A 23,604-nucleotide genomic window follows, 5' to 3' on the forward strand; every position below is an offset into this window, starting at 1 on the left:
TTCTTCCGCGTGCTCCCCGGTGATGGCCGGATCGGTGCGTGTACGTCCAGTCTACGCGAGCCGCGCGCGGCGCGCAGCGGGGTGTGCGCGGCCGTCGAGCGTCCGAGAAACACGGACGCAGGGGCGGACTCGTCCGGGTGTCGTGGACACTCGGCGCAGGCAGAGGCCGGACACGACCCCCGGCTCACGCGCCGGGCGCGCCCAGACCGGCCGCGGCCAGCAGTTCCCGAGTGAACGGATGCCGCGGGGCGGCGAACACGCACGACACGGTGCCCGAGTCGACGACGCGCCCGTCCTTCATCACGATCACGTCATCGGCGATACCGGCGACCACGTCGAGGTCGTGCGTGACGAACACCATCGCGAGGTCGCGTTCGGCCTGCAGGGCGCGCAGGCGGTCGAGGATCCGCGCGCGCACCGACGCGTCGAGCGCCGACACCGGCTCGTCGAGCACGAGAAGCTCCGGCGTCACGGCGAGGGCGCGGGCGATCGCGACGCGCTGGCGCTGTCCCCCCGACAGCTGCGCGGGTCGGCGCCGGACGAACGCGGGCGAGAGGCCCACCTCTTCGAGCAGGGCGGCGACGGCAGTGCGACGCTCGGAGCGCGGAACTCCTCCGGCGGCTACGGCCTCGGTGAGCGTGCGGCCCACCGTCCAGCGGGGGTCGAGGGCGCCCCACGGGTTCTGCTGCACGAGCTGCACGCGGGTGCGCGCGGCGCCGCGGGCGACCCCGGAGGACCAGGGTCGTCCCGCGAACGTCATGGTCCCGGCATCGGGGTCCGCCACTCCGACGATCAGGCGCGCGAGGGTGGTCTTGCCCGACCCCGACTCCCCCACGACCGCGAGGGTCAGACCGCGGCGCACCTCGATCGACACGTCGTCGACAGCGGCCCGGTCGCCGAAACGTTTGATCAGCGCGTCGGCGGTGAAGATCGGGGCGTCGGTGCGCGGTGCCCGGCGGAGCGGCTCGTGCGAGACCGCCTCGACGAGCGCGCGCGTGTGGGGATCACGTGGCGACGCCAGCACCTCGGCGGTCGGCCCGGTCTCGACGACGCGTCCCTCGTGCATCACGACGACGCGATCCGCCACACGTGCGACCGCCCCGAGGTCGTGGCTGATGAAGACCACGGCCACACCGTCATCGGCGATGCGGCGCAGCAGATCGAGCACGCGGGCCTGCACGGTGGCATCCAGCGCGGTGGTGGGCTCGTCGGCGACCAGTACGGCGGGGTTCGCGGCCAGCGCCGAGGCGATCAGAGCGCGCTGCCGCAGACCGCCGGACAGCTCGTGGGGGTACTGCCGCGCTCGCGCGTCGGGCTCCGGTAGCGAGACGCGCTCGAGGCTGTCGCGCACGCGCGCGGCGAGCGCCGCTCCGCGCACCTCGGGCTCGTGGATGCGCACGGGCTCGGCCACTTCGGCGCCGATGCGTCGCAGCGGGTCGAGCGAGACGAGGGCGTCCTGGGAGACCAGGGCGATCCGGTCGCCGCGCAGCCCGCGCCACTGCCGCTCACCGAACGAGCGAGCGTCGACGCCGTCGATCTCGAGCTCGTCGGTGCGCGCCGTGAGGCCCGCGGGCACGAGCCCAAGCAGGGCACGGGCGCTGACCGACTTGCCGGTGCCCGACTCCCCCACGATCGCCACGCATTCGCCCGGGGCGACGTCGAGGTCGAGTCCGCGCACGATCGCACCGGTCGGGCCGTCGATGCGCAGGCCGCGCAGCCGCAATCCGCTCATGCGTCGCGCTCCTCGGCTCGAGCCCGCAGGATGCGGCCGATCACACTGACGCTCACGACGGTCGCGGTGATCGCGAGCCCGGGGAACACGGCGACCCACGGCGCCTGCAGCAGCAGGTTGCGTCCGGCCGAGAGCATGAGGCCCCATTCGGCGGTGGGCTCGGTCGGGCCGAGGCCGAGGAAGCTGAGCCCGGCCGCCGCGAGGATCGAGGTGCCGATGCCGATCGTGGCCAGCACGCTCACCGCGCCCAGCACGCCGGGGAGAACGTGCCGAACGTGCACCACCACGGTCGGCACCCCGATGATTCGCGCTGCCTCCACGTGCTCGGCGGCGGCAAGGGTTCGGGTCTGTGCCCGCGCGAGGCGGATGTACACGGGTACCGCGGCGATGGTCACCGCGACCGCGACGTTCACCGGGCCGGGGCCGAGTACCGCGACGACCAGTAGGGCGACCAGGAACTCGGGAAACGCCAGCAGCACGTCGACGATGCGCATGGCCGCGGCATCCGCCCATCTGGGCGCGACGGCCGACAGCGAACCGGCGATCACCCCGACGACCAGGGCGAGTCCGGTGGCGAGCAGGCCGATGCCGACCGACCGCCCGGCGCCGTAGACCACGCGGGAGTACACGTCGCGGCCGCTCTGATCGGTGCCGAACCAGTGCGCCGCGCTCGGCGGCTGCAGGGTCGCGCGCACGTCGGTCAGCAGCGGGTCGTGCGTGGCGAGCAGCCCCGGGGCGACCGCGCCCACGGCGATGACGGCGAGCACGGCACCGGCGATCCCGAGCGCCACGGCCTGGCCGCGGCGCTTCACGAGGGCACCGCCGCTCGAGCGGCCAGCGCCGGGGCTGCGGTCCGCAGCCGCGGGTCGATCAGGGGCACCACGAGGTCGACCACGGTGTTCACCACCACGAAGACGAGCGCGCTCAGCAGGATCACGCCGGTGATCACCGGCAGGTCGCGGTCCGTGATCGCGGTCAGCGTCACGCGCCCGATGCCGGGGCGGGCGAACACGGTTTCGACAAGCACGGCACCGCCGAGCAACGACCCGACGAGGTAGGCGGCGAGCGTCACTCCCCCGACGCCCGCGTGGCGCAGCGTGTGGTGCACGCTCTCGCGAAGGGGCGTCGCGCCGCGGGCGCGCACGGTGGTGAGGAACGGCTCGCGCTCGGCCGCCTCGACCCCGTCGCGCAGCACCTGCGACAGCAGCGCCGCGACCGGCAGAGCGAGGGTCACCGCGGGCAGCACAATGGCGGCGGCATCCCGCGCCCCCGATACCGGGAACCACCCCAGCTGGAACGAGAACACGCTCAACAGCAGCAGCCCCGTCCAGAACACCGGCGATGAGAGCACGACGAGTTCGATTCCGGATGCCACGGCCCGACCGGTCCGCCCGCGCACGAGCAGCGACGAGGCGAGGGCCACCACGACGGCGATGACCAGCGCGAGCGCCGAGAGCTGCAGGGTCGGGGCGAGCTGGCGCCCGATGACCTCGACGACCGGCTGACGCAGCTGATACGACTCGCCGAGGTCGCCGCGCACGAGTCGGCCGAGGAACGTCGCGTACTGCTCGAGCACGGGCCGGTCGAGCCCCAGGTCGCTGCGGATGCCCGCCTTGACCGCCTCGCTCACCTGCGCCTGCGGTCCGAGCAGCACGTCGACCGGGTCGCCCGGGATGATCCGGAACGCCACGAACGCCAGCGTCGCCGCTCCCCACAGCACCAGGAAGACGGATGCCACGATCCCGCCGAGGCGCCTCAGCAGGGCGCGCGAGCGAGAACGTGGCATCCGATCAGTCTGTCCGATACCCGGCGGCTCAGCCGACCGAGGCGGTCGCGAACAGCGGGCGGCCGTACAGGTCGAACGTCAGGCCCGAGACCTTCGGGGTCACGGCGCTGATGAGGGCCGGGCTGTAGAGCGGCACGATTGCCGCCTGCTGGGCGTTCCACTGCTGCACCTGGGCGTAGATCGCGTTGCGCGCGGCGGGGTCGGTCGTCGAGGCGCCCTGCTCGAGCAGCGCGTCGAGCGCGGGGTCGCTCACCTGCGAGGCGTTCTGGAACCCGTCGGTGGCGAGGTGGCTGCGCAGCAGATCGGCGTCGACGCCCGAGAAGCCCCAGTCCGTGACGTCGTAGGTCTTCGGTCCGTACTGCTCGTTGTAGGCGCCCGGCTCGAGCAACTCGCGCTGCAGGTCGAAGCCCACGGCCTTCAGGTCGCTCTGCACGGCGTTGGCGAGCGCGGCGCGGTCGTCGGGAACCGGAGTCCACGCGATCCAGCGCGCGGTGAGACGCTGACCGTTCTTGGTCCGGATGCCGTCGGCATCCCGTCCCGTCCAGCCGGCCTCGTCGAGGAGGGCGTTGGCCTGAGCCTGGTCGAAGGGCCACGAGTTCTCGAGGCTCGCGTCGTAGCCGGGGGTCGTCGCGCCGAGGACGCTCCAAGCGCGGGGGTACTGACCGAAGAAGATCTCGTTCACCGCGGCGTCGACGTCGATCGCGCGCGTGAAGGCCTGACGCACCTTCTGGTCGGCGAACACGCCGTACTTCTCGTTGAGGAACAGCGAGTACGGCAGTCCCGGGTAAGCGATCGACTTCACGGTGTCGTCAGCGGGAACCTGCTCGACGAGGTTCGGCGGCAGGTTGGTGACCACGTCGGCCTGGCCGCTCGACAGCGCGCCCACGCGCACCGACACCTCGGGCAGGATGTCGACGCGCAGCGTCTTGAAGCTCGGCTTACCGCCGCCGTCGGGACCCCAGGTGTAGTCGTCGTTGCGGGTGTACACGATGTCCTGGTCGGGCGTGTACTCGGTCAGCTCGAACGGGCCGGTGCCGACGGTCACGTCGGGGCCGCCGGCCTTCAGCTGGTCGGCCTTGGTCTCGAGCACCTTCGGCGAGTAGAAGCCGAGAAGCGCGGTGCTGGCGGCCTGCAGGAACGGAGCGTAGGGCTGCGTGAAGCGCACGCGCACGGTGTGCTCGTCGACCACGTCGGTGCCGGCGTACAGCTCGCCGCCGAGCATGCTGGCGGCCTGCGCCGACGCGGTGTCGGGGTTCACGATGCGGTCGAAGTTCGCCTTGACCGCGGCCGCGTCGAAGGGCGTGCCGTCGTGGAAGGTCACGTCGGTGCGCAGACGGAAGAGGTAGCTCGCGCCGCCGTCCTCGACGTCCCACGACTCGGCGAGCCACGGCGAGAACGTGCCGTCGGCCTCCTGGAACACGAGCGAGTCGAGCACAGCGCGCTGCACCATCGCCGACACGTCGAGCTGGCTGGTCTGCGGATCCATGTGCCCGGCCGAGAGGTTCGCTCCCTCGATCGCCCAGACGACCTCGCCGTCGCCCTGCGCGGCAGGGTCCGACCCGGCGCAGGAGGAGAGCGAGAGGGCGGCGACGGCCGCGACGGCGACAGCCGACAGCACGCGGCGCGAAAGCGAAGAAGGCATGGAGAAACCTCGGAATCTCTGGTGGGAAGGCTTTCAGCTTACCGGGGTTCCTGGACCGGGTGCGGAAAGTCGGCGGTCGGGCGCGTGCTGAGAGCGAACGGGTGCAGGCCCACGCCGAAGCCGGTTGAGACGTCTCACCCCCAATGGACCTCGAAGAGCGCGCTACGACGCGCGCTCACGCGAGACCCCCGGTATCGTGGACGCAGAACCCATCAGGCACGCTCACACAGTGCCGCCCATATCGCTCGAGGAGTACCCCCATGGCCACCATTCCCGACAAGCCCGCCCTGGAAGGCCTCGAGCAGAAGTGGGACGCCGCGTGGCGTGAACGCGGCACGTACGTCTTCGACCGCCTGCGCGCAGCCGAGCTCGGCCGCCAGGGCGTGTACTCCGTCGACACCCCACCGCCGACGGCATCCGGAAGCCTCCACATCGGCCACGTGTTCTCGTTCACGCACACCGACGTGAAGGTGCGCTTCGAGCGCATGCGCGGCAAGACCGTGTTCTACCCCATGGGCTGGGACGACAACGGCCTGCCGACCGAGCGCCGCGTGCAGAACTACTACGGCGTGCGCTGCGACCCCTCGCTCCCCTACGACGCCGATTTCACCCCGCCGTTCGCGGGCGGTGACAACAAGAGCAGCAAGGCCGCCGACCAGGTGCCCATCAGCCGCCGCAACTTCATCGAACTGTGCGAGCAACTCACCGTCGAAGACGAGAAGCAGTTCGAAGACCTCTTCCGCGAGTTGGGCCTCAGCGTCGACTGGACCCAGACGTACCGCACGATCTCCGACGACTCGATCCGCACGAGTCAGCTGGCGTTCCTGCGCAACGTCGAGCGCGGTGAGGCGTACCAGTCGATGGCGCCGACGCTGTGGGACGTGGACTTCCGCTCCGCGATCGCCCAGGCCGAGCTCGAAGACCGCGACCAGCCCGCCGCCTACCACCGCGTCGGCTTCGCGAAGACCGACGGCTCGGGCGACGTGTTCATTGAGACCACCCGCCCCGAGCTGCTGCCGGCCTGCGTGGCGCTGGTGGCCAATCCCGACGACGAGCGGTACCAGCCGCTCTTCGGAACGACCGTGCGCACCCCCCTGTTCGACGTCGAGGTGCCGGTGCTCGCGCACCCCCTCGCGCAGAAGGACAAGGGATCGGGCATCGCCATGATCTGCACCTTCGGCGACGTGACCGACATCATCTGGTGGCGCGAGCTCGACCTGCCCAACCGCACCATCATCGGCAAGGACGGCCGCATCGTGGCCGAGGCCCCCGATGTGCTCGTGACGGATGCCGCGAAGGCGGCCTACGACGAGCTCGCGGGCAAGACCGTGTTCAGCGCCAAGAAGCGCATCGTCGAGCTCCTGCAGGAGTCCGGCGCCATGGAGGGCGCCCCCAAGCCCTTCACCCACCCCGTGAAGTTCTTCGAGAAGGGAGACCGTCCGCTCGAGATCGTGTCGACGCGCCAGTGGTACATCCGGAACGGTGCTCGGGATGCCGAGCTGCGCGAGCGCCTCATCTCGCTCGGTCGCGAGATGTCGTGGCATCCCGACTTCATGCGCGTGCGCTTCGAGAACTGGACCAGCGGCCTCACCGGCGACTGGCTCGTGTCGCGGCAGCGCTTCTTCGGCGTGCCGATCCCGGTCTGGTACGGCCTCGACGACAGCGGAGAGCGCGACTACTCGCGCGTGTTGACGCCCGACGTCGCGTCGCTGCCGGTCGACCCGACGGTGGACGTGCCCCCGGGCTACACCGAAGATCAGCGGGGCGTGGCGGGCGGCTTCGACGCCGAGCGCGACATCCTCGACACGTGGGCGACCTCGTCGCTCACCCCGCAGCTGGCCGGTGGCTGGCAGCGCGACGAGGAGCTGTGGAACCTCGTGGCCCCGTTCGACCTGCGCCCGCAGGGTCAGGACATCATCCGCACGTGGCTCTTCTCGACCATGCTGCGCAGTGCGCTCGAAGACGACCGCAGCCCCTGGACGGATGCCGCGATCTCGGGCTTCATCGTCGACCCCGACCGCAAGAAGATGTCGAAGTCGAAGGGCAACGTCGTCACGCCCGCCGACATCCTCCAGCAGCACGGTTCCGACGCGGTGCGCTACTGGTCGGCGTCGAGCCGTCTCGGCACCGACGCGGCGTTCGACCCGCAGAACCCGACGCAGGTGAAGATCGGTCGCCGTCTCGCGATCAAGCTCCTGAACGCCGCGAAGTTCGTGCTGTCGTTCCCCGTGCCCGAGGGCGCCGAGGTCACGCACGCGCTCGACGCGTCGATGCTCGCGACGCTGGATGCCGTGGTGCGCGACGCGACTGCCGCGTTCGAGGCCTACGACCACGCGCGGGCGCTCGAGATCACGGAGTCGTTCTTCTGGACGTTCTGCGACGACTACCTCGAGCTCGTCAAGGAGCGCGCGTACGACCAGTCCGACGTGGGCCAGGCCTCGGCCGCCCTTGCCCTGCGCACGGCTCTGTCGACGCTCGTCCGTCTGTTCGCGCCCGTGCTGTCGTTCGCGTCCGAAGAGGTGTGGTCGTGGTTCGAAGAGGGTTCGGTGCACACCGCGGCCTGGCCCGCGCCGCTCGGCATCGAGGGCGACCCGGCCGTGCTCACCGCTGTGAGCGCCGCACTCATCGGCATCCGTCGCGCCAAGACCGAGGCGAAGGCCTCGCAGAAGACGCCGGTGACCTCGCTCACCGTGTCGGGGCCGCACGTCGAGGCCCTGCGCCTCGCCGAGGGCGACCTGCGCGCCGTGGGCCGCATCGAGACGATCTCGTTCGCCGAGGCCGACTTCACCACCGTGACCGACATCGTGTTCGCACCCCAGGAGGCCTGATGCAACTCGGAACCCGCTGGACCGCCCGCGAACAGCCGCCGAAGGCTGTTCCCGAGGTGCTCCACGCCCAGATCGCCGCCGTCGAAGCCGCGCTGAACCCCGATGGGCTCAGCGCTCCGGCTCCGAAGTGGACGCTGACCTTCCTCGAGGGACGCCCCGTCGCCGAGCTCGACACCGGGGTCATCGTGAGCCAGGATGCCGCGGGCGAGGTCGTCGTGCGTTACGACGACGACGCCGAGTTCGCCTGAGCCTCACCGCTCGGGATCGCAGAGCCCGTCGACGCCTTCGCGCGTCGGCGGGCTCTGTGCGTTGCGGTTCTCAGGTGGTTGGGCCTGTCGAAGCCACCCGCGGTCCACCGGTCGCGGGCCTCGACAAGCCCCGGGGCCTGAGGCGTCACCGCGGCAGCAGGTACCGCGCGGCATCCGCCGACATCGCCTGCGACGCGGCACGTCCGGCTCGCCGCGCGGGCTCCGCCTCGACGGCCCACGCGCGACGGCGCATCCGCTCTTCGGCGGCGAGGGCCATCGCTCGCGACAGCGCGAGCAGCGCGGCCTCGAGTCGGGTGGGACGCACCGGCAGGGCGATGGTGCGGGTAACGGCGGTCATGCGGAGCCCCTCTCGGTCGGCAGCGGGAAGACGTCGTTGCGGATCGTCACGGGGCGGACGCCCTCGCCCTCCTGATCGCGGTAACGCTGGACGGTCTCATCGATGAGCGCCCCGATGCGCTGCACAAGATCCCGCGATTGCTCGGCGGTCAGGCGCGCGGTCGCGGTCGAGATCACCGACGCGTCGCGCCACTCTTCGTCCTCGTCCCAGCCGTGCGTGGCGAAGTGCATGAGCTGCTGGTGACGCAGCGTCAGGGTCTCGGAGTGCACGGCCTCCATCACGGCGCGTCCCGACGGCGTGTGCTCGAGCTCGGGGTTGGTCAGCGTGACGCTGCCGGCCGGGCGCTCCCACCAGCGTTCGCGGGCGGTTCCGCGATCGGCGACTTCGCGGATGAGGTCGTGACGGGCCAGCGCCCGCAGGTGGTAGCTCGTCGCTCCGGTGGACTCCCCCGTCAGCTCCGCGAGGCTGCTCGCGGTCTGCGGGCCGTACTGGCTGAGGATGTCGTAGAGCCGCACGCGCAGCGGGTGCGCCAGGGCGCGGAGCGCCCCGGCATCCAGAACACGCTCTTCGCGGGGCTTCGACCTGTCGACCATGAATGCAAAGATACCTATGCACGGGTTCCTTTGCAACATCTTCTCTGCACCCCCTCCACGACTGCGCCTAGGCTGGATGAATGACGGATGCCGTGAACAATCCCCTCCTCGCGCCGCCCTCGCTCCCCTACGACCTGCCGCCCTACGGCAGCATCGACGTCGAGCACTACCTCCCCGCGTTCCGCGCCGGTTTCGCCGCGCAGCGGGCGGAGGTCGATGCGATCACCGCGCAGAGCGACGCGGCCACGTTCGAGAACACCCTCGTCGCTCTGGAGCGCAGCGGGCAGTTGCTCGACCGGGTCGCGCGCACCTTCTACACCGTGGCATCCGCCGACGGCACCCCGGCGATCCAGGCCGTCGAAGAGGAACTCGCTCCCCTCATGTCGGCGCACCGCGACGCGATCCAGCTCGATGCAGGTCTGTTCGCCCGTATCGCCGCCGTGCACGCGCAGCTCGACGACCTCGACCTCGACGCCGAGAGCCGCTACCTCGTTGAGCGGTACCACCGCGAGATGTCGCTGGCCGGCGCCGGTCTCGACGACGCGCAGAAGCGGACGCTCACCGAGCTCAACCAGCGTCTGTCGGTGCTGACGACCACGTTCGAGAAGAACCTGCTCGCCGACACCAACGAGCTCGCGGTGGTGTTCGACTCCGCCGACGAGCTCGACGGCCTGAGCGACGGTGAGCTCTCGGCGGCGGCGCAGGCGGCCACGAGTCGCGGCCTGGACGGGCGCTACATCGTGAACCTCACGCTGTACACCGGTCACCCTCTGCTCGCGTCGCTGACGAACCGCGAGAGCCGTCGCCGTCTGCTCGAGGCCTCGCGCTCGCGCGCCACGCGCGGCAACGACAACGACAACCGCGGGGTCCTCCGCGAGATCGTGCGTCTGCGCGCCGAGCGCGCCGCGGTGCTCGGCTACCCCTCGCACGCCGCCGCCGTCCTCGCCGATCAGACGGCGGGGTCTCCGGATGCCGCGCGCGACCTGCTGCGCCGACTCGCCACCCCCGCTGCCGCCAACGCCCGGGCCGAGCAAGAGGCTCTGCAGAAGATCGCCGAGGCCGATGGCATCCGGATCAAAGCCCACGACTGGGCGTTCTACACCGAGAAAGTCCGCGCCGAGCGGTACGACCTCGATCGGGCGGCCCTGCGTCCGTGGTTCGAGGCCGAGCGGGTGCTGCGCGACGGCGTGTTCTTCGCGGCCGAGAAGCTCTACGGCATCCGCATGACCGAACGCCACGACCTTCAGGGCTATCACCCCGACGTGCGCGTCTTCGAGGTGCACAACGCTGATGGCAGCGAGCTCGGGCTGTTCCTGCTCGACCTGTACACGCGCGACAGCAAGCGCGGCGGGGCGTGGATGAACTCGATTGTCACGCAGTCGGCCCTCCGCGGCGCGGCCCCGATCGTGGTCAACAACCTGAACGTGAACAAGCCCGCCCCCGGCACCCCGACGCTGCTGACGCTGGACGAGGTCACCACACTCTTCCACGAGTTCGGACACGCCCTGCACGGACTGTTCGCCACCGTGACCTACCCGCACTTCGGCGGAACGGCCGTCTACCGCGACTTCGTCGAGTTCCCCAGCCAGGTCAACGAGATGTGGATCCTGTGGCCCGAGATCCTGACCAACTACGCGCGGCACATCGACACCGACGAGCCGCTGCCGGCCGATGTCGTCGAGCGTCTGCACGCCTCCGAGGCGTTCAATCAGGGCTTCGCGACGAGCGAGTACCTCGCCGCATCATGGATCGACCAGGCGTGGCACGGCCTCTCCGTCGAGGAGGCGTCGGCCGACATCGACGTCGCGGCCTTCGAGGCGGCGACCCTCACGGACATCGGGCTCGACAACCCCGCCGCCCCCACCCGCTACGCCTCGACGTACTTCGCCCACGTGTTCTCGGGCGGTTACAGCGCCGGGTACTACTCGTACATCTGGAGCGAGGTACTCGACGCCGACACCGTGGAGTGGTTCCGCGAGAACGGCGGCCTCACGCGCGAGAACGGCGACCGGTTCCGCCAGAAGCTGCTGGGGGTCGGTGGTTCCGGCGACCCTCTCGCCGCCTACCGGGATTTCCGGGGCCGGGATACCGAGATCCAGCCGCTGCTGCAGCGCCGCGGTCTCGCGGGCTGAGGTCGACGTGCCCGGCCGCTCTCGGCGTCCGGGCACGCAGGCTCAGACCGCGTACTTGAAGCCGACGTGCGAGTCGGCGAAACCGAGACGCGTGTAGAACCGGTGAGCGTCCACGCGCGCAGCGTCAGAGGTCAGCTGCACGAGGGCCGCGCCGGTCGCGGGTGCGGCGACGTGCATCACCCAGCGCATCACCGCGCTGCCGATCCCGCCGGAACGCACACTCGAAGACACCCTGACCGCCTCGACGAGCAGCCGGGTGGCCCCCTGACGCGCCATGCCGGGGATGACGGTGAGTTGCAGGGTGCCGATCACCTCCCCCGCCGCGTCGTCGACGACGATCAGATCGTTCAACGGCGCCTCGAGGACGCTTCGCAATGCGGTGGCGTACGTTCCCTCGTCCGAGGCATCGGCTCGATCGCCCCGTGCCGCACTGACGGGGTCATCTGCCAGGAGCGCCATCAACGCGGGCAGGTCGGTCGGCTTCGCCCGGCGGACGGTCACCTCTGAGATGCGGGCGGTCACCGTCGTGGGCAGATCGAGGTCGGAGAGCACGCTCTCCATCTTGCCGTGCGCGTCAGCGCCAGCCGAGCACCTCGCGCACGACGGCTTGCGACGCCGGTGAACCGTCGTTTTTGATGGAGAGCAGCTTCTCGCTGGAGACGAGTGCCCCCGAGGCTCCGTACGCGTCCGAGAGCCCCTGAACCGCCTGACGGACGAGAGGCGCCGCGTCATTGCGATCGGCGCCGCCGCGTACCGAATAGTGGGGGTAGACGAGCAACTCGGTCCCCTCGTTTATCTTTCGCGCACAGGCGACAACCACCGTCGGAGTCGCCCCTCTCCAGAATTTGGGGAAGAACTCCAAGCCCGTTCCCTCCGCGAAGAACTCGACGACTCCGCGCTTCCACGACTTCGCCACGTCGCCGAGGCGGACGTCATGGGCGGTCCACTCCGACCCGCTCTCCCGGATCGCGGTGGCGAAGGCGTCGCCCCCGTCGGAGAATCCCGCCGCGATGAGCGCATCCGTGGCGCGGCGGACCGCGCTGGAGGGCTCGTCACGAACGAGCATCCGCGCCCCGCCCCGCGTCAATCCGTTCCATCGGACGGGACCGATGTGGGCGTCTTCTCCGGATCCGCGCATGATCACAGCGACCACGCCCTCCCCACGGCGTCATCGGCTTCGCGATAGGCCTGGGCCGCCGTCCGGGCCGCGTCGGCGGCGGCGCGGCCGACATCGGCCAAGCGGGTCATCTCCGAGAGCCAGTCCCCCTGCTTGGCGGCGTACGCGTCAGCCGCGTCGCCCTGCCACCCCCCGAGAAGGGTGTTGCGTGCAGAGGCGAGCGTCGCGGTCTCGGCTGCGGTGCGCTGAACGGCGGCGTCGATGGACGAGGCCGTCTCCGCGAGCCGATCGGGCTTGATCGAAAAAGACGTCATGAGCGAGGACTCTCCCTTCACACGTCGCGACGCGCGAGTTCGAGCGCGTCGCGGATCTTCGCCAGAGCTTCGGTGTAGCGCTCGTGCGATTGGCGGGCGGCGGCGTCGAACTCAGCGTCGGGTGACGGACGATCGTCGTCCTCCGTGACGTCGTCGTCGACTTCGTCCCACGACTCCCGCAGTGCGCGGAGATTCTCGGATGACATCTTCCGCAGAGCCTGGGCGGCAGAAGTCTGATCTTCGCCGCGGAAGACCGCTTCAAGGCTGGTCTCGCCGAGGTCGATGCGCGACTGCACCGTGCGCCACTCCGCGCCCATCTCGCCGGCACGAGCACGGGCGGCACGATGCTCGTCGGCCTCTCGGCGCTCCTCCGCCTCGATCGCGGCGCGCGCGTTCTCGCGCTCGTCGTCTTCGCGAAGAAGTCGTGCGAACGTCTCCGCCATCGTGCGGAAGTCGCCGACCAGCCGATCGTCGTCGGGGCCGGGAACGTGATCCATCATCGGGTCGTCGATGCGTGCCATCAGACTCGCGCCGCCGCTCCGCGCGCCAGACCCTCGTACAGGTCGGCCATGCGCATCGCACTGTCGGTCATCGTGCCGATATTTCCGACCATCCCCGAGACGAGGTCGTAGATCATGTTGATCCACTTGTACGCCCACCGCGCATCTTGGATCAGGTCGTACACGGCAATTCCCGCCTCGACGGCCGCCACGAGCCAACCCGCCACGGGAACCGCAGCTTCGGCCGCGATCCGCAGAAGCTTCTGCGCGAGACGGTCGAGGATCTTCAGGATCTTACCGACGGCTTCTTTGCACAACAGGATCAGCACCTTGATGGCCGTCGCCACGGTGCCCGCGGGTCCTGCCACGACGGTGTGGGCCTGCGACATCACGCCGGCCGCTGCGACGAACGCCTCGGAGCCCTTGCCGGTCCATGACGCGAGGGGCGGCAGAAGCCCCATCGCGTTCTGACCGATCGCGCTCATGGCATCCCCCGCGTGCGTCCAGGCGAACTGCGCCTCGCGCATGCGCTCCCAGTCGCCCGAGAAGGGCTTCGTCACCTCTTCGAGGAGTGAGTAGCCGACGAGCTCCTCGAAGAGCCAGTCCACTCCGCCGAAGATCGGACCCGCCTTCCAACGGATGCTCTCGATCTCGGGATCCTCGCCCTGGGGTCGAGGGAGGTACGAGCGCACGTCCTGCTTCTCGGTGACCGTTCGAGACGCGGACAGTCCGTCTCCCACGCGGTCGGAGATTCCCGATGCCGTCCCGTCGGCCCACTCGACGGCGGAGTAACCGTCCCAGAAGGCTTGGTTGAACAGGTTCCCGTCGGGCTCGCCGTAGCGACTCGAGGCCCCGCCCTGTGCAGCGCCGAGAGTCGGCGCGGTGCCCGGCGAATACGGCGGCGTGTCGACGCCGAGCGACGCGGCGACCTGAGCGATCGCGTCGTGAGCCGTCTGCTCGGCAGCGCGATACGCCGCGACCGTCTCGCCCATCCGCTCGGTGCCGATGCCGAAGGCCTGCGACGACATGTCGGCGACGCGTTTTCCGACGTCGACGATGCCGTCGCTGATCGGCTGGAACAGCTGCAGGATCAGGCCCAGCTCTCCCGCGTTCAGGCGGGCGTACGTTTCGAGGTGCTCCCCGATCGCCTGCCCGTGTCCGGCTTGCCTCTCCAGCACCTGCTGCGCAAGTGACAGCTGGTCGGTGTCGACATCCATTCGGTCCCCCCGGTCCGTAGGTGAGGTGTGAGCGAAGCGGGTTACGCGCTCCGTCGCTTCTGCGCCAGCACGATGGTCGGCTGCGCGCGGTCTTCGACGGCCGCACGCGTGATGACGACCTTAGCGATGTCGTCGGCCGAGGGCACGTCGAACATGATCGGGCCCAGGACGTCTTCGAGGATTGCGCGCAGACCGCGCGCGCCGGTCTTCCGCAAGACGGCGAGGTCGGCGATCGCGCGCAGCGCGTCCTCTTCGAACTCGAGCTGCACACCGTCGAGCTCGAACATCCGCTGGTACTGCTTGACCAGCGCGTTGCGCGGTGCCGTGAGGATCTCCATCAACGCGTCCTGGTCCAGGGGCGAGACGGATGCCACGACGGGCAGGCGACCGATGAACTCGGGGATCAGGCCGAACTTGTGAAGATCCTCGGGCAGGGCCTCGCTGAATAGGTCGGGCGCGTCTTCCTTGCGCTGCAGCGGTGCGCCGAAACCGACGCCGTGCTTGCCGACGCGTGCCGAGATGATCTCTTCGAGGCCCGCGAAGGCCCCGGCCACGATGAACAGGACGTTCGTCGTGTCGATCTGGATGAACTCCTGGTGCGGGTGCTTGCGGCCGCCCTGCGGCGGAACCGAAGCGACCGTTCCCTCGAGGATCTTCAGCAGCGCCTGCTGCACGCCCTCGCCCGACACGTCGCGCGTGATCGAGGGGTTCTCGGCCTTTCGGGCGATCTTGTCGACCTCGTCGATGTAGATGATGCCGGTCTCGGCACGCTTGACGTCGAAGTCGGCGGCCTGCAGGAGCTTCAGCAGGATGTTCTCGACGTCTTCACCGACGTAGCCGGCCTCGGTGAGGGCCGTGGCATCGGCGACCGCGAACGGCACGTTGAGGCGCTTCGCGAGGGTCTGGGCGAGGTAGGTCTTGCCGCAACCGGTGGGCCCGAGCAGCAGGATGTTGCTCTTGGCGATGTCGATCTCTTCGGCGCGCTGCTCCGCGGGCTGAAGGGTGCCGTGCGAGCGCACGCGCTTGTAGTGGTTGTAGACGGCGACGGCGAGGGCGCGCTTGGCGGGCTCCTGCCCGACGACGTACTCCTCGAGGAACGAGAAGATCTCGCGCGGCTTGGGCAGGTCGAACTCGGCGACCTCGCCGGCCGACGATTCGGCCATGCGCTCTTCGATGATCTCGTTGCAGAGCTCGACGCACTCGTCGCAGATGTAGACGCCCGGACCGGCGATCAGCTGCTGTACCTGCTTCTGGCTCTTGCCGCAGAAGGAGCACTTGAACAGGTCGGCGCTCTCACCGATACGTGCCATGGCCGGTTCCTCCCGTCACCCGGCCCCCGCCGGTGTGTTACCCGAGCCTAACCCGAGCCCGGGTGATCCAAGGGCATTCGCGCGCGCGGCGGTGTCGTGATCGCCCACGGCGGACACACGGCGTCCCGTCGCGCTTCCGCGGAAAGCGCGGACCTTCCCTGCCGCGCAGCCTCCGTGATCTGCACATCCTCAGGCTCGAATTCTCCCTGCGAGCTGAGGTTGCGCGAATCCCTGATCCTGTGCGGAGCTCTCGTCGCCGCGCGCACAACCTCCGCGATCTGCACAACCTCCGTCGGCATCCGCCCCGTCGAACTGAGGTTGCGCGAATCCCCGACCCTGCGCGAGCACCGACCGTATTCACGCCCCATGCGCGACGAAGCCCCGCAGACCGAAACGGGTCTGCGGGGCTTCGTCGTGTCGCGAGCGCGTCAGGCGGTGAGGGCCGCCGGGGTGCGCTTGCGGGTCGTGAGCACCTGGTCGACGATGCCGTACTCCATCGCCTCGGCGGCGGAGAGGATCTTGTCGCGGTCGATGTCCTTATTGACCTTCGCGACGTCCTGACCGGTGTGACGCGCCATGGTCTCTTCGAGCCAAGTGCGCATGCGGAGGATCTCCTGCGCCTGGATCTCGATGTCGGACGCCTGTCCGTGTCCGGCCTCGCCCATGGCGGGCTGGTGGATCAGGATACGGGCGTTCGGCAGGGCGAGACGCTTGCCGGGGGCGCCGGCGGCCAGCAGCACGGATGCCGCGGAGGCGGCCTGACCGAGCACGACCGTCTGGATCTGCGGCGAGACGTACTGCATCGTGTCGTAGATCGCCGTCATGGCCGTGAACGAGCCACCGGGCGAGTTGATGTACATGATGATGTCGCGGTCGGGGTCCTGCGACTCGAGCACGAGCAGCTGCGCCATGACGTCGTCGGCCGACGCGTCGTCGACCTGCACGCCGAGGAAGATCACGCGGTCTTCGAACAGCTTGTTGTACGGGTCCTGGCGCTTGTAGCCGTAGGCCGTGCGCTCCTCGAACTGAGGAAGGACGTAGCGGCTCGAGGGCATGTGCGATGCGGCGCCGCCGAAAGTGGGGATGTTCATGATGGTGTCCTTTCCTCTCGGCTCAGGCCGCGGTTCCGCCGCCGCCGGTGACGTCGGTGGCGTGCTCGCGCATGTGGTCGACGAAGCCGTACTCGAGGGCTTCCTGAGCGGTGAACCAGCGGTCGCGGTCACCGTCGGCGTTGATCTGCTCGACGCTCTTGCCGGTCTGGGCCGCGGTGATCTCGGCGAGACGGCGCTTCATGTCGAGGATGAGCTGCGCCTGCGTCTGGATGTCGCTCGACGTTCCGCCGAAGCCACCGTGGGGCTGGTGCAGCAGCACGCGCGCGTTCGGCGTGATGTAGCGCTTGCCCTTGGTACCGCTGGTCAGCAGCAGCTGGCCCATCGAGGCCGCCATGCCGATGCCGACGGTGACGATGTCGTTCGGCACGAACTGCATCGTGTCGTAGATCGCCATGCCGGCCGTGATCGAGCCGCCGGGCGAGTTGATGTAGAGGTAGATGTCCTTCTGCGGGTCTTCTGCGGCAAGCAGCAGGATCTTGGCGCAGATCTCGTTGGCGTTGTCGTCGCGCACCTCGGAACCGAGCCAGATGATGCGGTCCTTGAGCAGTCTGTCGAAGACGCTTGTTGCCATAAGGGGTTCGGGCATGTGTGCTCCTCTTCCGTGATCTGAAATGAATCTACCGGCGCGTTCCGGAGCGGGATGCCGTGTTCGCCGCGGGCGGATCAGCGCGCCTGGTCGGCGATTTCTCGCGCATATCCCGTGACGGAACGGGTATAGAGCGGCAGGTGCGGGGCGAGAGCTTGAAGGGCGATGGATGCCGCCCGCTCGGGCTTTCCGTTCGACACGAGCGCGAGGGCGTAGAAGGCGGCGGCCGCGTCGTGGAGAGGCCCGCGCGGTTCGCGCTCGTACTCCGCCTCGAGCATCGCGAGCGACTCTTCGGTCTTGCCGAGGTTGCGGATCGTGCTCGCCAGTTGGATCGTCGCCCGCGTGCGTCGCTCGTCGTCGAGCCCGATCTCCAGGGCACGGCGGTACAGCACCTCCGCCTCGTCTTCGACGCCGGCCGAGTCACGCGCCCCGGCGCGTTCGAACAGCGCCACCGCATCGTCCGCCGGGCGCTCGGTGGCGAGCTCGTCGATCCGCTCGATCACGTGCTCGGGGCTGAGCGTGTCATCGGCCCACACGGCATCCACTCTGCTCTGCCAGTCGTTCATGTGTCGCATCCTCATCATCGTTCTGACCCCACGCTCACGCACTGCGTGTCCACGACACTCGGACGCTTCGAGACGCGGTCCGAGTGTTCTGGACACTCAACGGGGCCGTTCCCCCGGACGGCGCCCGGGGACGGAAAAGGGGGCGGATGCCACGGCATCCGCCCCCTTCGTCACGACTTACTCGCTGTCAGCGGCCTCGTCGGTCTTCTTCTTGGCCGGGGCGCGCTTCTTGGCGGGAGCCTTAGCGGGAGCCTCCTCAGCGGCGGGCGCCTCGTCAGCGTCGGCCTTCTTCTTCGCGGGGGCGCGCTTCTTGGCGGGAGCCTTCGCGGGAGCCTCCTCAGCGGCGGCCTCCTCGGCGGGAGCCTCGTCCGCAGCGTCGTCACCCTCGACGGGCTCTTCGCCCTCGACGGCGACGAAACCGGTCAGGTCGACGGGCTTGCCGTCGGTGTCGACGACGGTGACCTTGCCGAGCGCGATCGCGAGGGCCTTGTTGCGGGCGACCTCACCGACGAGCGCGGGCAGCTGGTTGCCCTGCTGCAGCGCGTTGACGAAGTCCTGCGGCGCCATGTTGTACTGCGCAGCCGACTGGATCAGGTACTGGGTCAGCTCGTCCTGCGACACCTGGACGTTGGCATCTTCGGCGATCTTGTCGAGCACCATCTGCGTGCGGAACTGCTTCTCGCTCGCCTCGGTGACCTCGGCGCGGTGCTCGTCGTCTTCGAGGCGGTTCTCGCCCTCGAGGTGCTGGTGCACCTCGTCCTCGATGAGCTGCGGCGGAACCGGGATCTCGACGGCCTCGAGGAGCGCCTCGATGAACTTGTCGCGCGCGGCCGAGCCCTGCGTGAAGACGGACTGCTGCGACACGCGCTCGCTGAGCGACTCGCGCAGCTCGGCGATGGTGTCGAACTCCGACGCCATCTGCGCGAAGTCGTCGTCGGCCTCGGGAAGCTCGCGCTCCTTGACGGCGGTGATGGTGACCGAGACCTCGGCCTCTTCACCGGCGTGCTCGCCGCCGACCAGCTTCGAACGGAACGTGGTCTGCTCGTCGGCCGTGAGCGACTCGATGGCCTCATCGATGCCCTCGAGCAGTTCGCCCGAGCCGATCTCGTACGACACGCCCTCGGCGCGGTCGATCTCGTTGCCGTCGATCGTGGCGACCAGGTCGAGCTCGACGAAGTCACCGGTCTTAGCGGGACGGTCGACCGTGATGAGCGTGCCGAAGCGCGCACGCAGGCGGTCGAGCTCGGCGTCGATACCGGCCTCGTCGACCTCGGCGGCGTCGACCGTCACCGTGATCGAGTCGTACGCGGGCAGGTCGAACTCGGGGCGCACGTCGACCTCGACGTCGACGATGAGGTCGCCCGAGAAGTCCTTGAGCTCGGGGAGCTCGACGATCTCGGCGTTCGGACGACCGATGACGCGCAGGTCATTGGCCTCGACGGCCGCGCGGTAGAACCCGTCGAGCCCTTCGTTGACGGCGTGCTCGATGACGGCGCCGCGGCCCATGCGCTGGTCGATGATCGGCGCGGGCACCTTGCCCTTGCGGAAGCCGGGGATCTGCACGTCGCGGGCGATGTGCTCGTAGGCGTGGGCGATGCTCGGCTTGAGCTCGTCGGGCGAAACCGTGATGTGCAGCTTGACCCGGGTGGGGCTGAGCTTCTCGACGGTGCTGTTGACCATGCGGTTCGTTCTCCTCGTGTGGCCCGCGCGCACGCGGGGGCCGATTGGGCCTGTGGTCTGTGGGGCCGTTCGTCGGGGCGACAGGATTTGAACCTGCGGCCTCCCGCTCCCAAAGCGGGCGCTCTACCAAGCTGAGCTACGCCCCGGGGCGGCGCGCGGCACGCGCCGACGAAACGACCGCTGAAAGTCTAGTCGATCCCCCTGGCTGCGCCGATTTTGCCGACCCCCTTGCGTGCGAGAGCGGAGGGATGCCGACTCCCCCGCGTTCGCGACGGGCCTCAGGGTGTCGTAGAGTGGGTGTCGTCCGACTCCGCGGTTCGTCAGAAAACCGCGGAATTCCGGGGCTGTAGCTTAGTGGTAAAGCCTCTGTCTTCCAAACAGATGATGCGAGTTCGATTCTCGTCAGCCCCTCCACATTTTCACCCGTTCGTGGCCATCAATAGTTGTTTTGAGCTGTTGGTCCATGACCCGTCATTCGGCGTAGAGCGTTTCTCAGAATGTGCATCCACGGGATGATGGAACGGATGACACTTGAAAACGAACGAGTTCTCCTCACGCGGCTATCGCCTTCCCTCGCACGACGAATCATTGACGGACGGGAGGAACCCGGCGACGCCTGGCATCGGGATTATCCGTTCGCGGATGAGTTGGCCCCTTTGTCCGCGCTCGCTGCGACCACCGAGACGGGTTCACCGTTCACCATGTATGCCATTAGGGAGGCCCGCACGGGGCTGGCCGTCGGCGGCTTCGGGTTCTTTGGTCCGCCCGACTCGAGCGGAACGGTCGAGTTCGGGTATGGACTGATTCCTGCGGCGCGCGGGCGTGGATTGGCTACGGCAGCGGTTGGCCTCGCTCTTGACCACGCTCGGGCGTGGGGAGCGCGTCGGGCAATCGCCGACACCGATACGGGCAATGCCGCCTCGCAGCGCGTGCTGGAAAAAGCGGGGCTTGTGGAGGTCCGGCGCGAAGGCTCTGTTGTGTTCTTCGAGCGCGAACTTGCCTAGCCGTGAGATGGCCGCGACCCCCAACTCACGCCACGACGGTGAGATCGAAGATCACGTGTACCCGTCGACGAGCATCATCAGCGTGACACGCGCGAAGTCCACCATTAGTAGCGAGGTGCCGGAGGTCTTGCTCGAGACCCGAGCTCGCGCGTGAACGATTCCGGCAGCACGACGTTGTCGCCCGCTCCCGCGAAGAAGCCCGCGACTTGCTCCGGCCGGTACCCGGCGATACCGCAGCCCACCTCGGTCATGAGGAAGCGCAGCTCGATATGCTTCGCGGCGAAGGCCACGAATCGCCGCGCCTGCTCCTCGAAGACGTCGAGTCCCGACATCGTGTCGATCCCGTACGACTGCCCCTGCAGGCCTTCGCTCTGACCCCAGATCGCGCCGAAGCGGTCCATCGCGAACCGCGCTGCTCCTCCGCCGTGGGCCCCCGAGGCATTCGAGCCGAAGACGAAGATCTCGTTCGGGGCGAGCGATGTGATGTGCATGCGCGCGAGGTTACGCGCCGGAACGGTCGCCGTCCGCCGGGGTTGCGGCATCCTGAATCCGCGTCGCCGAGCCGTGGCGCTCGACGTGCGCGAGATATGTCTGCGCGTTGCGGAGGATCTTCGCCCGTTCCTCCGGCGTGAGCGCGCGCCTCACCTTCGCGGGGACGCCCGCAACCAGCGATCCCTCGGGAATGACGGTGCCCTCGAGCACGACAGCTCCCCCGGCGATCAGACACCCGGGACCGATCTCGACGCCCGACAGGACGACGCTGCCCATACCGATCAACGAGCCGTCACCGATCGTGCAGCCGTGCACGACGGCGTTGTGCCCCACCGAGACGTCGGTACCGATGGTGACCGGGCGCCCGGCGTCGACGTGCACGGACACGTTGTCCTGCAGATTGCTGCGCGCGCCCAGGACGATGCGCGCACTGTCACCGCGCACGACGGCGTTGTACCAGACGCTGGCCTGTTCGCCGAGCGTGACATCGCCGATGATGCGCGCACCGGACGCCACGAACGCGGTGTCGTGCAGGCTCGGAGCGGCTCCGCTGAGGGCGAGAACAGAGGCATCGGGGGCGATCGGCATGAGCCCGAGGCTAGCCCTACCGAGGAGCTACCGAGAAGCGCGAGAGCACTACCGAGGGTGGGCGAACACCGTAGCTCCGGCCCGCGGATCAGTAGCGGCGATCCTGATCACGGCTCATAGTTTCGGTCCCACCACAGCCGCATCGCCCTTGGAGACCTCATGTCGCAGTCGACCGAACCCGTTACCCGCACCCGCACCGCCCGCCCGGCCCGACGACACCGCCGCACCAAGGCGATCCTCGCGATCGCGGCCGGCACCGCCCTGCTTCTCGGCGGGGGCGGCACCTACGCGTTCTGGACCACGCAGACCGCGTTGACCGCGGGGACCGTGAGTTCCGGAAACCTCGCCCTGTCGCTCGGCACGGGCTCGTGGAGCCTGAAGGGCGTCCTCGGGCAGGCGACGTCGGTGTCGAACCTCACCAACGTCAAGATCGTCCCGGGCGACGTACTCACGCTCACGCAGCCGGTCACCGTCACCCTCGTCGGCGACACCCTCGCCGCCGACCTCGCGGTCACCCAGGGCGCCAGCTTCGTCACCGGTCCCGCAGCCCCCTACGTGAAGGTCGTGGTGAACATCACCGGCCTGGGCGCGCAGACGGGGACCAACACCTATCGCGTGACTCCCGCCACGGCCGGAACCCTGACGGCCACCGTCACGGTCACCTTCGATTCGACGACGCCCAACCTCGTGGGCGTGAACACGCCCGTGGACCTCAACCAGCTCGCGTTCTCGCTGACCCAGGCCTCCAGCTGAGGGACTGACCATGCACCGTCGCGACGATCGCGTTCCACGGCGCGTCCGGTGGACCGCGGTCCTCGTCGCAGCGCTCGTGCTGGGCCCCGGCACCGTGGCGGCACACGCCGTCTGGTCGGACCGCCGCCCGCTCGCCGCTGGGGTGACCTCGACCGGCTCGCTCGGAGCCGCGGCGAGCTGGACGGGAAGCTGGAGTGCGTGGAAACCGCTCCTACCGGGGCGCTCCAGCGACACCGCAGCCCTGCGCGTGAGCGCGACCGGGTCGGGTGACACGTTGCGCTGGCGAGTGAACGCTGCGGCGTCGGTGTCGGCAGCGCTCGCGCCGTACGTCTCGACACAGGTGTTCGTCGGGGCTTGCGGGACGGGAACGCCCCTGCCCGCGGGTGGGTACGCCCCAGCCGGCGGATACGCGCTCGGAGCGTCGGTCGACCTGTGCCTGCGCGTCACTCTCGACCCGAGCGCTCCGTCCACGACCCAGGCGATCGCTCTCACCCCGCAGATCACCATCACCGTCGATCAGGCGACATCGTGAGCCGTCGTCGTGCGGTCGTCGCCGTAGCCGCCGCCCTGGCCCTGGCGCTCACCGTGCCCACCGCCGCCGCGGCCGCGTGGCGTGCATCCACCTCCGCGCCGGCGTTCTCGCTCAGCACGTCCGCACTCGCGGCGCCCGTCACGACGTGCACGTCGAAGCCGGCGGTACTCGGCTTGTCGTCGTACGCGCAGATCTCGTGGTCCCCGATCACCGACGCGACGTCGTACACCGTGACCGCCACGAACTCCGCGAACGGCGCCACCCAGGTGGTCGCGACGGGCGTGACCGCCACAACGATCGACATCACCGGCTCGGTGCTGACATCGCTCCTGGCGTCGGTGGTGAGGGCGCTGCTCGACGGCGGCACTGTCGTGATCACCGTCACCGCCGTCACCCAGAAGTGGACGTCACCGCCCAGCAACGGGCAGCCGGTCGTCCTCTCCAGCCTGGTCGGCGGACTGCTCGGGGGCGTCAAGTGTCAGAACTGATCGAGGATCCCCGCACTCCCGGCTCC

25 protein-coding genes and 2 tRNA genes are annotated in these 23,604 nt (G+C 69.3%); 8 read left to right on the plus strand and 19 right to left on the minus strand.

The window, feature by feature from the left end; genetic code table 11:
* Window positions 1-184: 184 nt before the first annotated feature.
* Genes AB6V31_RS06855 through AB6V31_RS06870 form a run of 4 tightly spaced genes read right to left on the minus strand, consistent with a single transcriptional unit; the run spans window position 185 to window position 5,160 of the window.
* Window positions 185-1,732 carry a dipeptide ABC transporter ATP-binding protein gene (locus tag AB6V31_RS06855; RefSeq protein WP_369364756.1) on the minus strand — a complete coding sequence of 516 codons (1,548 nt, stop codon included), beginning with the start codon at window positions 1,730-1,732 and terminating at the stop codon, window positions 185-187.
* Window positions 1,729-2,544 carry an ABC transporter permease gene (locus AB6V31_RS06860; protein ID WP_369364758.1) on the minus strand — a complete coding sequence of 272 codons (816 nt, stop codon included), beginning with the start codon at window positions 2,542-2,544 and terminating at the stop codon, window positions 1,729-1,731. Before AB6V31_RS06860 ends, AB6V31_RS06855 begins: the two co-directional genes overlap by 4 nt.
* Window positions 2,541-3,518: an ABC transporter permease gene (locus tag AB6V31_RS06865; protein WP_369364760.1), complete on the minus strand. Its 978-nt coding sequence runs from the start codon at window positions 3,516-3,518 to the stop codon at window positions 2,541-2,543. Before AB6V31_RS06865 ends, AB6V31_RS06860 begins: the two co-directional genes overlap by 4 nt.
* Window positions 3,519-3,546: 28 nt before the next feature.
* Entirely contained in the window at window positions 3,547-5,160 is a 1,614-nt protein-coding gene (locus tag AB6V31_RS06870; RefSeq protein ID WP_369364762.1) for an ABC transporter substrate-binding protein, read from the minus strand.
* 260 nt (window positions 5,161-5,420) lie between these two features.
* On the opposite strand from AB6V31_RS06870, the gene valS reads away from it, so the two are divergent.
* Window positions 5,421-7,988 carry a valine--tRNA ligase gene (gene valS / locus AB6V31_RS06875; protein WP_369364763.1) on the plus strand — a complete coding sequence of 856 codons (2,568 nt, stop codon included), beginning with the start codon at window positions 5,421-5,423 and terminating at the stop codon, window positions 7,986-7,988.
* Window positions 7,988-8,236 carry a hypothetical protein gene (locus AB6V31_RS06880; RefSeq protein WP_056231099.1) on the plus strand — a complete coding sequence of 83 codons (249 nt, stop codon included), beginning with the start codon at window positions 7,988-7,990 and terminating at the stop codon, window positions 8,234-8,236. The genes valS and AB6V31_RS06880 overlap by 1 nt, the downstream gene beginning before the upstream one ends.
* 145 nt (window positions 8,237-8,381) lie before the next feature.
* Here AB6V31_RS06880 and AB6V31_RS06885 read toward each other — a convergent pair whose 3' ends face one another.
* Both AB6V31_RS06885 and AB6V31_RS06890 read right to left on the minus strand, forming a co-directional pair.
* On the minus strand, window positions 8,382-8,594 hold the full coding sequence (locus AB6V31_RS06885; RefSeq protein ID WP_056231098.1) for a hypothetical protein: 213 nt from the start codon (window positions 8,592-8,594) through the stop codon (window positions 8,382-8,384).
* On the minus strand, window positions 8,591-9,187 hold the full coding sequence (locus tag AB6V31_RS06890) for a helix-turn-helix domain-containing protein (protein ID WP_056231093.1): 597 nt from the start codon (window positions 9,185-9,187) through the stop codon (window positions 8,591-8,593). Before AB6V31_RS06890 ends, AB6V31_RS06885 begins: the two co-directional genes overlap by 4 nt.
* Window positions 9,188-9,267: 80 nt before the next feature.
* Here AB6V31_RS06890 and AB6V31_RS06895 point away from each other — a divergent pair, with 80 nt between their 5' ends.
* Complete coding sequence (locus AB6V31_RS06895) at window positions 9,268-11,319, plus strand: M3 family metallopeptidase (protein WP_369364766.1); 2,052 nt, start codon at window positions 9,268-9,270, stop codon at window positions 11,317-11,319.
* Window positions 11,320-11,361: 42 nt separating this feature from the next.
* On the opposite strand, the gene AB6V31_RS06900 is transcribed toward AB6V31_RS06895, so the two are convergent.
* From AB6V31_RS06900 to AB6V31_RS06950, 11 genes are all read right to left on the minus strand, one after another.
* A complete protein-coding gene (locus AB6V31_RS06900) occupies window positions 11,362-11,871 on the minus strand; it encodes a GNAT family N-acetyltransferase (RefSeq protein ID WP_056232332.1) in 510 nt (169 codons plus the stop codon).
* Between the two features lie 22 nt (window positions 11,872-11,893).
* A complete protein-coding gene (locus tag AB6V31_RS06905; RefSeq protein ID WP_369364768.1) occupies window positions 11,894-12,385 on the minus strand; it encodes a hypothetical protein in 492 nt (163 codons plus the stop codon).
* A gap of 74 nt (window positions 12,386-12,459) precedes the next feature.
* Window positions 12,460-12,750 carry a WXG100 family type VII secretion target gene (locus AB6V31_RS06910; protein WP_369364770.1) on the minus strand — a complete coding sequence of 97 codons (291 nt, stop codon included), beginning with the start codon at window positions 12,748-12,750 and terminating at the stop codon, window positions 12,460-12,462.
* Between the two features lie 17 nt (window positions 12,751-12,767).
* Window positions 12,768-13,271 (minus strand): hypothetical protein, encoded by a 504-nt coding sequence (locus AB6V31_RS06915; protein WP_056231081.1) that lies wholly within the window; start codon window positions 13,269-13,271, stop codon window positions 12,768-12,770.
* Entirely contained in the window at window positions 13,271-14,467 is a 1,197-nt protein-coding gene (locus AB6V31_RS06920) for a hypothetical protein (protein ID WP_056231079.1), read from the minus strand. Before AB6V31_RS06920 ends, AB6V31_RS06915 begins: the two co-directional genes overlap by 1 nt.
* Window positions 14,468-14,508: 41 nt before the next feature.
* The gene (gene clpX / locus AB6V31_RS06925; protein ID WP_056231076.1) at window positions 14,509-15,777 is read right to left on the minus strand and encodes an ATP-dependent Clp protease ATP-binding subunit ClpX; all 1,269 of its coding nucleotides are present in this window, start codon (window positions 15,775-15,777) and stop codon (window positions 14,509-14,511) included.
* 428 nt (window positions 15,778-16,205) lie between these two features.
* A complete protein-coding gene (locus AB6V31_RS06930) occupies window positions 16,206-16,868 on the minus strand; it encodes an ATP-dependent Clp protease proteolytic subunit (RefSeq protein WP_056231073.1) in 663 nt (220 codons plus the stop codon).
* Between the two features lie 22 nt (window positions 16,869-16,890).
* Entirely contained in the window at window positions 16,891-17,475 is a 585-nt protein-coding gene (locus AB6V31_RS06935) for an ATP-dependent Clp protease proteolytic subunit (protein ID WP_056231069.1), read from the minus strand.
* Between the two features lie 77 nt (window positions 17,476-17,552).
* Window positions 17,553-18,041 carry a tetratricopeptide repeat protein gene (locus AB6V31_RS06940; protein ID WP_268104077.1) on the minus strand — a complete coding sequence of 163 codons (489 nt, stop codon included), beginning with the start codon at window positions 18,039-18,041 and terminating at the stop codon, window positions 17,553-17,555.
* Window positions 18,042-18,218: 177 nt separating this feature from the next.
* Window positions 18,219-19,721 (minus strand): trigger factor, encoded by a 1,503-nt coding sequence (tig, locus tag AB6V31_RS06945; protein WP_074695050.1) that lies wholly within the window; start codon window positions 19,719-19,721, stop codon window positions 18,219-18,221.
* Between the two features lie 72 nt (window positions 19,722-19,793).
* Window positions 19,794-19,867: transfer RNA gene (locus tag AB6V31_RS06950), tRNA-Pro, on the minus strand.
* Between the two features lie 194 nt (window positions 19,868-20,061).
* Between AB6V31_RS06950 and AB6V31_RS06955 the strand changes: the two genes are divergently transcribed.
* Both AB6V31_RS06955 and AB6V31_RS06960 read left to right on the plus strand, forming a co-directional pair.
* Window positions 20,062-20,135: transfer RNA gene (locus AB6V31_RS06955), tRNA-Gly, on the plus strand.
* A gap of 110 nt (window positions 20,136-20,245) precedes the next feature.
* The gene (locus AB6V31_RS06960) at window positions 20,246-20,725 is read left to right on the plus strand and encodes a GNAT family N-acetyltransferase (RefSeq protein ID WP_268104079.1); all 480 of its coding nucleotides are present in this window, start codon (window positions 20,246-20,248) and stop codon (window positions 20,723-20,725) included.
* 104 nt (window positions 20,726-20,829) lie between these two features.
* Here the strand turns inward: AB6V31_RS06960 and AB6V31_RS06965 are convergent, their stop codons facing one another.
* Together AB6V31_RS06965 and AB6V31_RS06970 are read right to left on the minus strand one after the other, a co-directional pair.
* A complete protein-coding gene (locus AB6V31_RS06965; RefSeq protein ID WP_369364773.1) occupies window positions 20,830-21,216 on the minus strand; it encodes a hypothetical protein in 387 nt (128 codons plus the stop codon).
* Window positions 21,217-21,226: 10 nt separating this feature from the next.
* Window positions 21,227-21,805, minus strand: a complete 579-nt coding sequence (locus AB6V31_RS06970) for a gamma carbonic anhydrase family protein (RefSeq protein ID WP_268104081.1) — start codon at window positions 21,803-21,805, stop codon at window positions 21,227-21,229.
* A 159-nt stretch (window positions 21,806-21,964) separates the two neighbouring features.
* On the opposite strand from AB6V31_RS06970, the gene AB6V31_RS06975 reads away from it, so the two are divergent.
* From AB6V31_RS06975 to AB6V31_RS06985, 3 genes are read left to right on the plus strand one after another with little or no spacing between them, the layout of a single operon-like run.
* Window positions 21,965-22,558, plus strand: a complete 594-nt coding sequence (locus tag AB6V31_RS06975) for an alternate-type signal peptide domain-containing protein (protein WP_268104082.1) — start codon at window positions 21,965-21,967, stop codon at window positions 22,556-22,558.
* 10 nt (window positions 22,559-22,568) lie between these two features.
* Complete coding sequence (locus AB6V31_RS06980; protein WP_369364775.1) at window positions 22,569-23,090, plus strand: hypothetical protein; 522 nt, start codon at window positions 22,569-22,571, stop codon at window positions 23,088-23,090.
* On the plus strand, window positions 23,087-23,578 hold the full coding sequence (locus tag AB6V31_RS06985) for a hypothetical protein (RefSeq protein WP_369364777.1): 492 nt from the start codon (window positions 23,087-23,089) through the stop codon (window positions 23,576-23,578). Before AB6V31_RS06980 ends, AB6V31_RS06985 begins: the two co-directional genes overlap by 4 nt.
* Window positions 23,579-23,604 lie beyond the last annotated feature (26 nt).

It is taken from the genome of Microbacterium sp. 16-032 (assembly GCF_041079455.1).
Classification (GTDB): domain Bacteria; phylum Actinomycetota; class Actinomycetes; order Actinomycetales; family Microbacteriaceae; genus Microbacterium; species Microbacterium testaceum_A.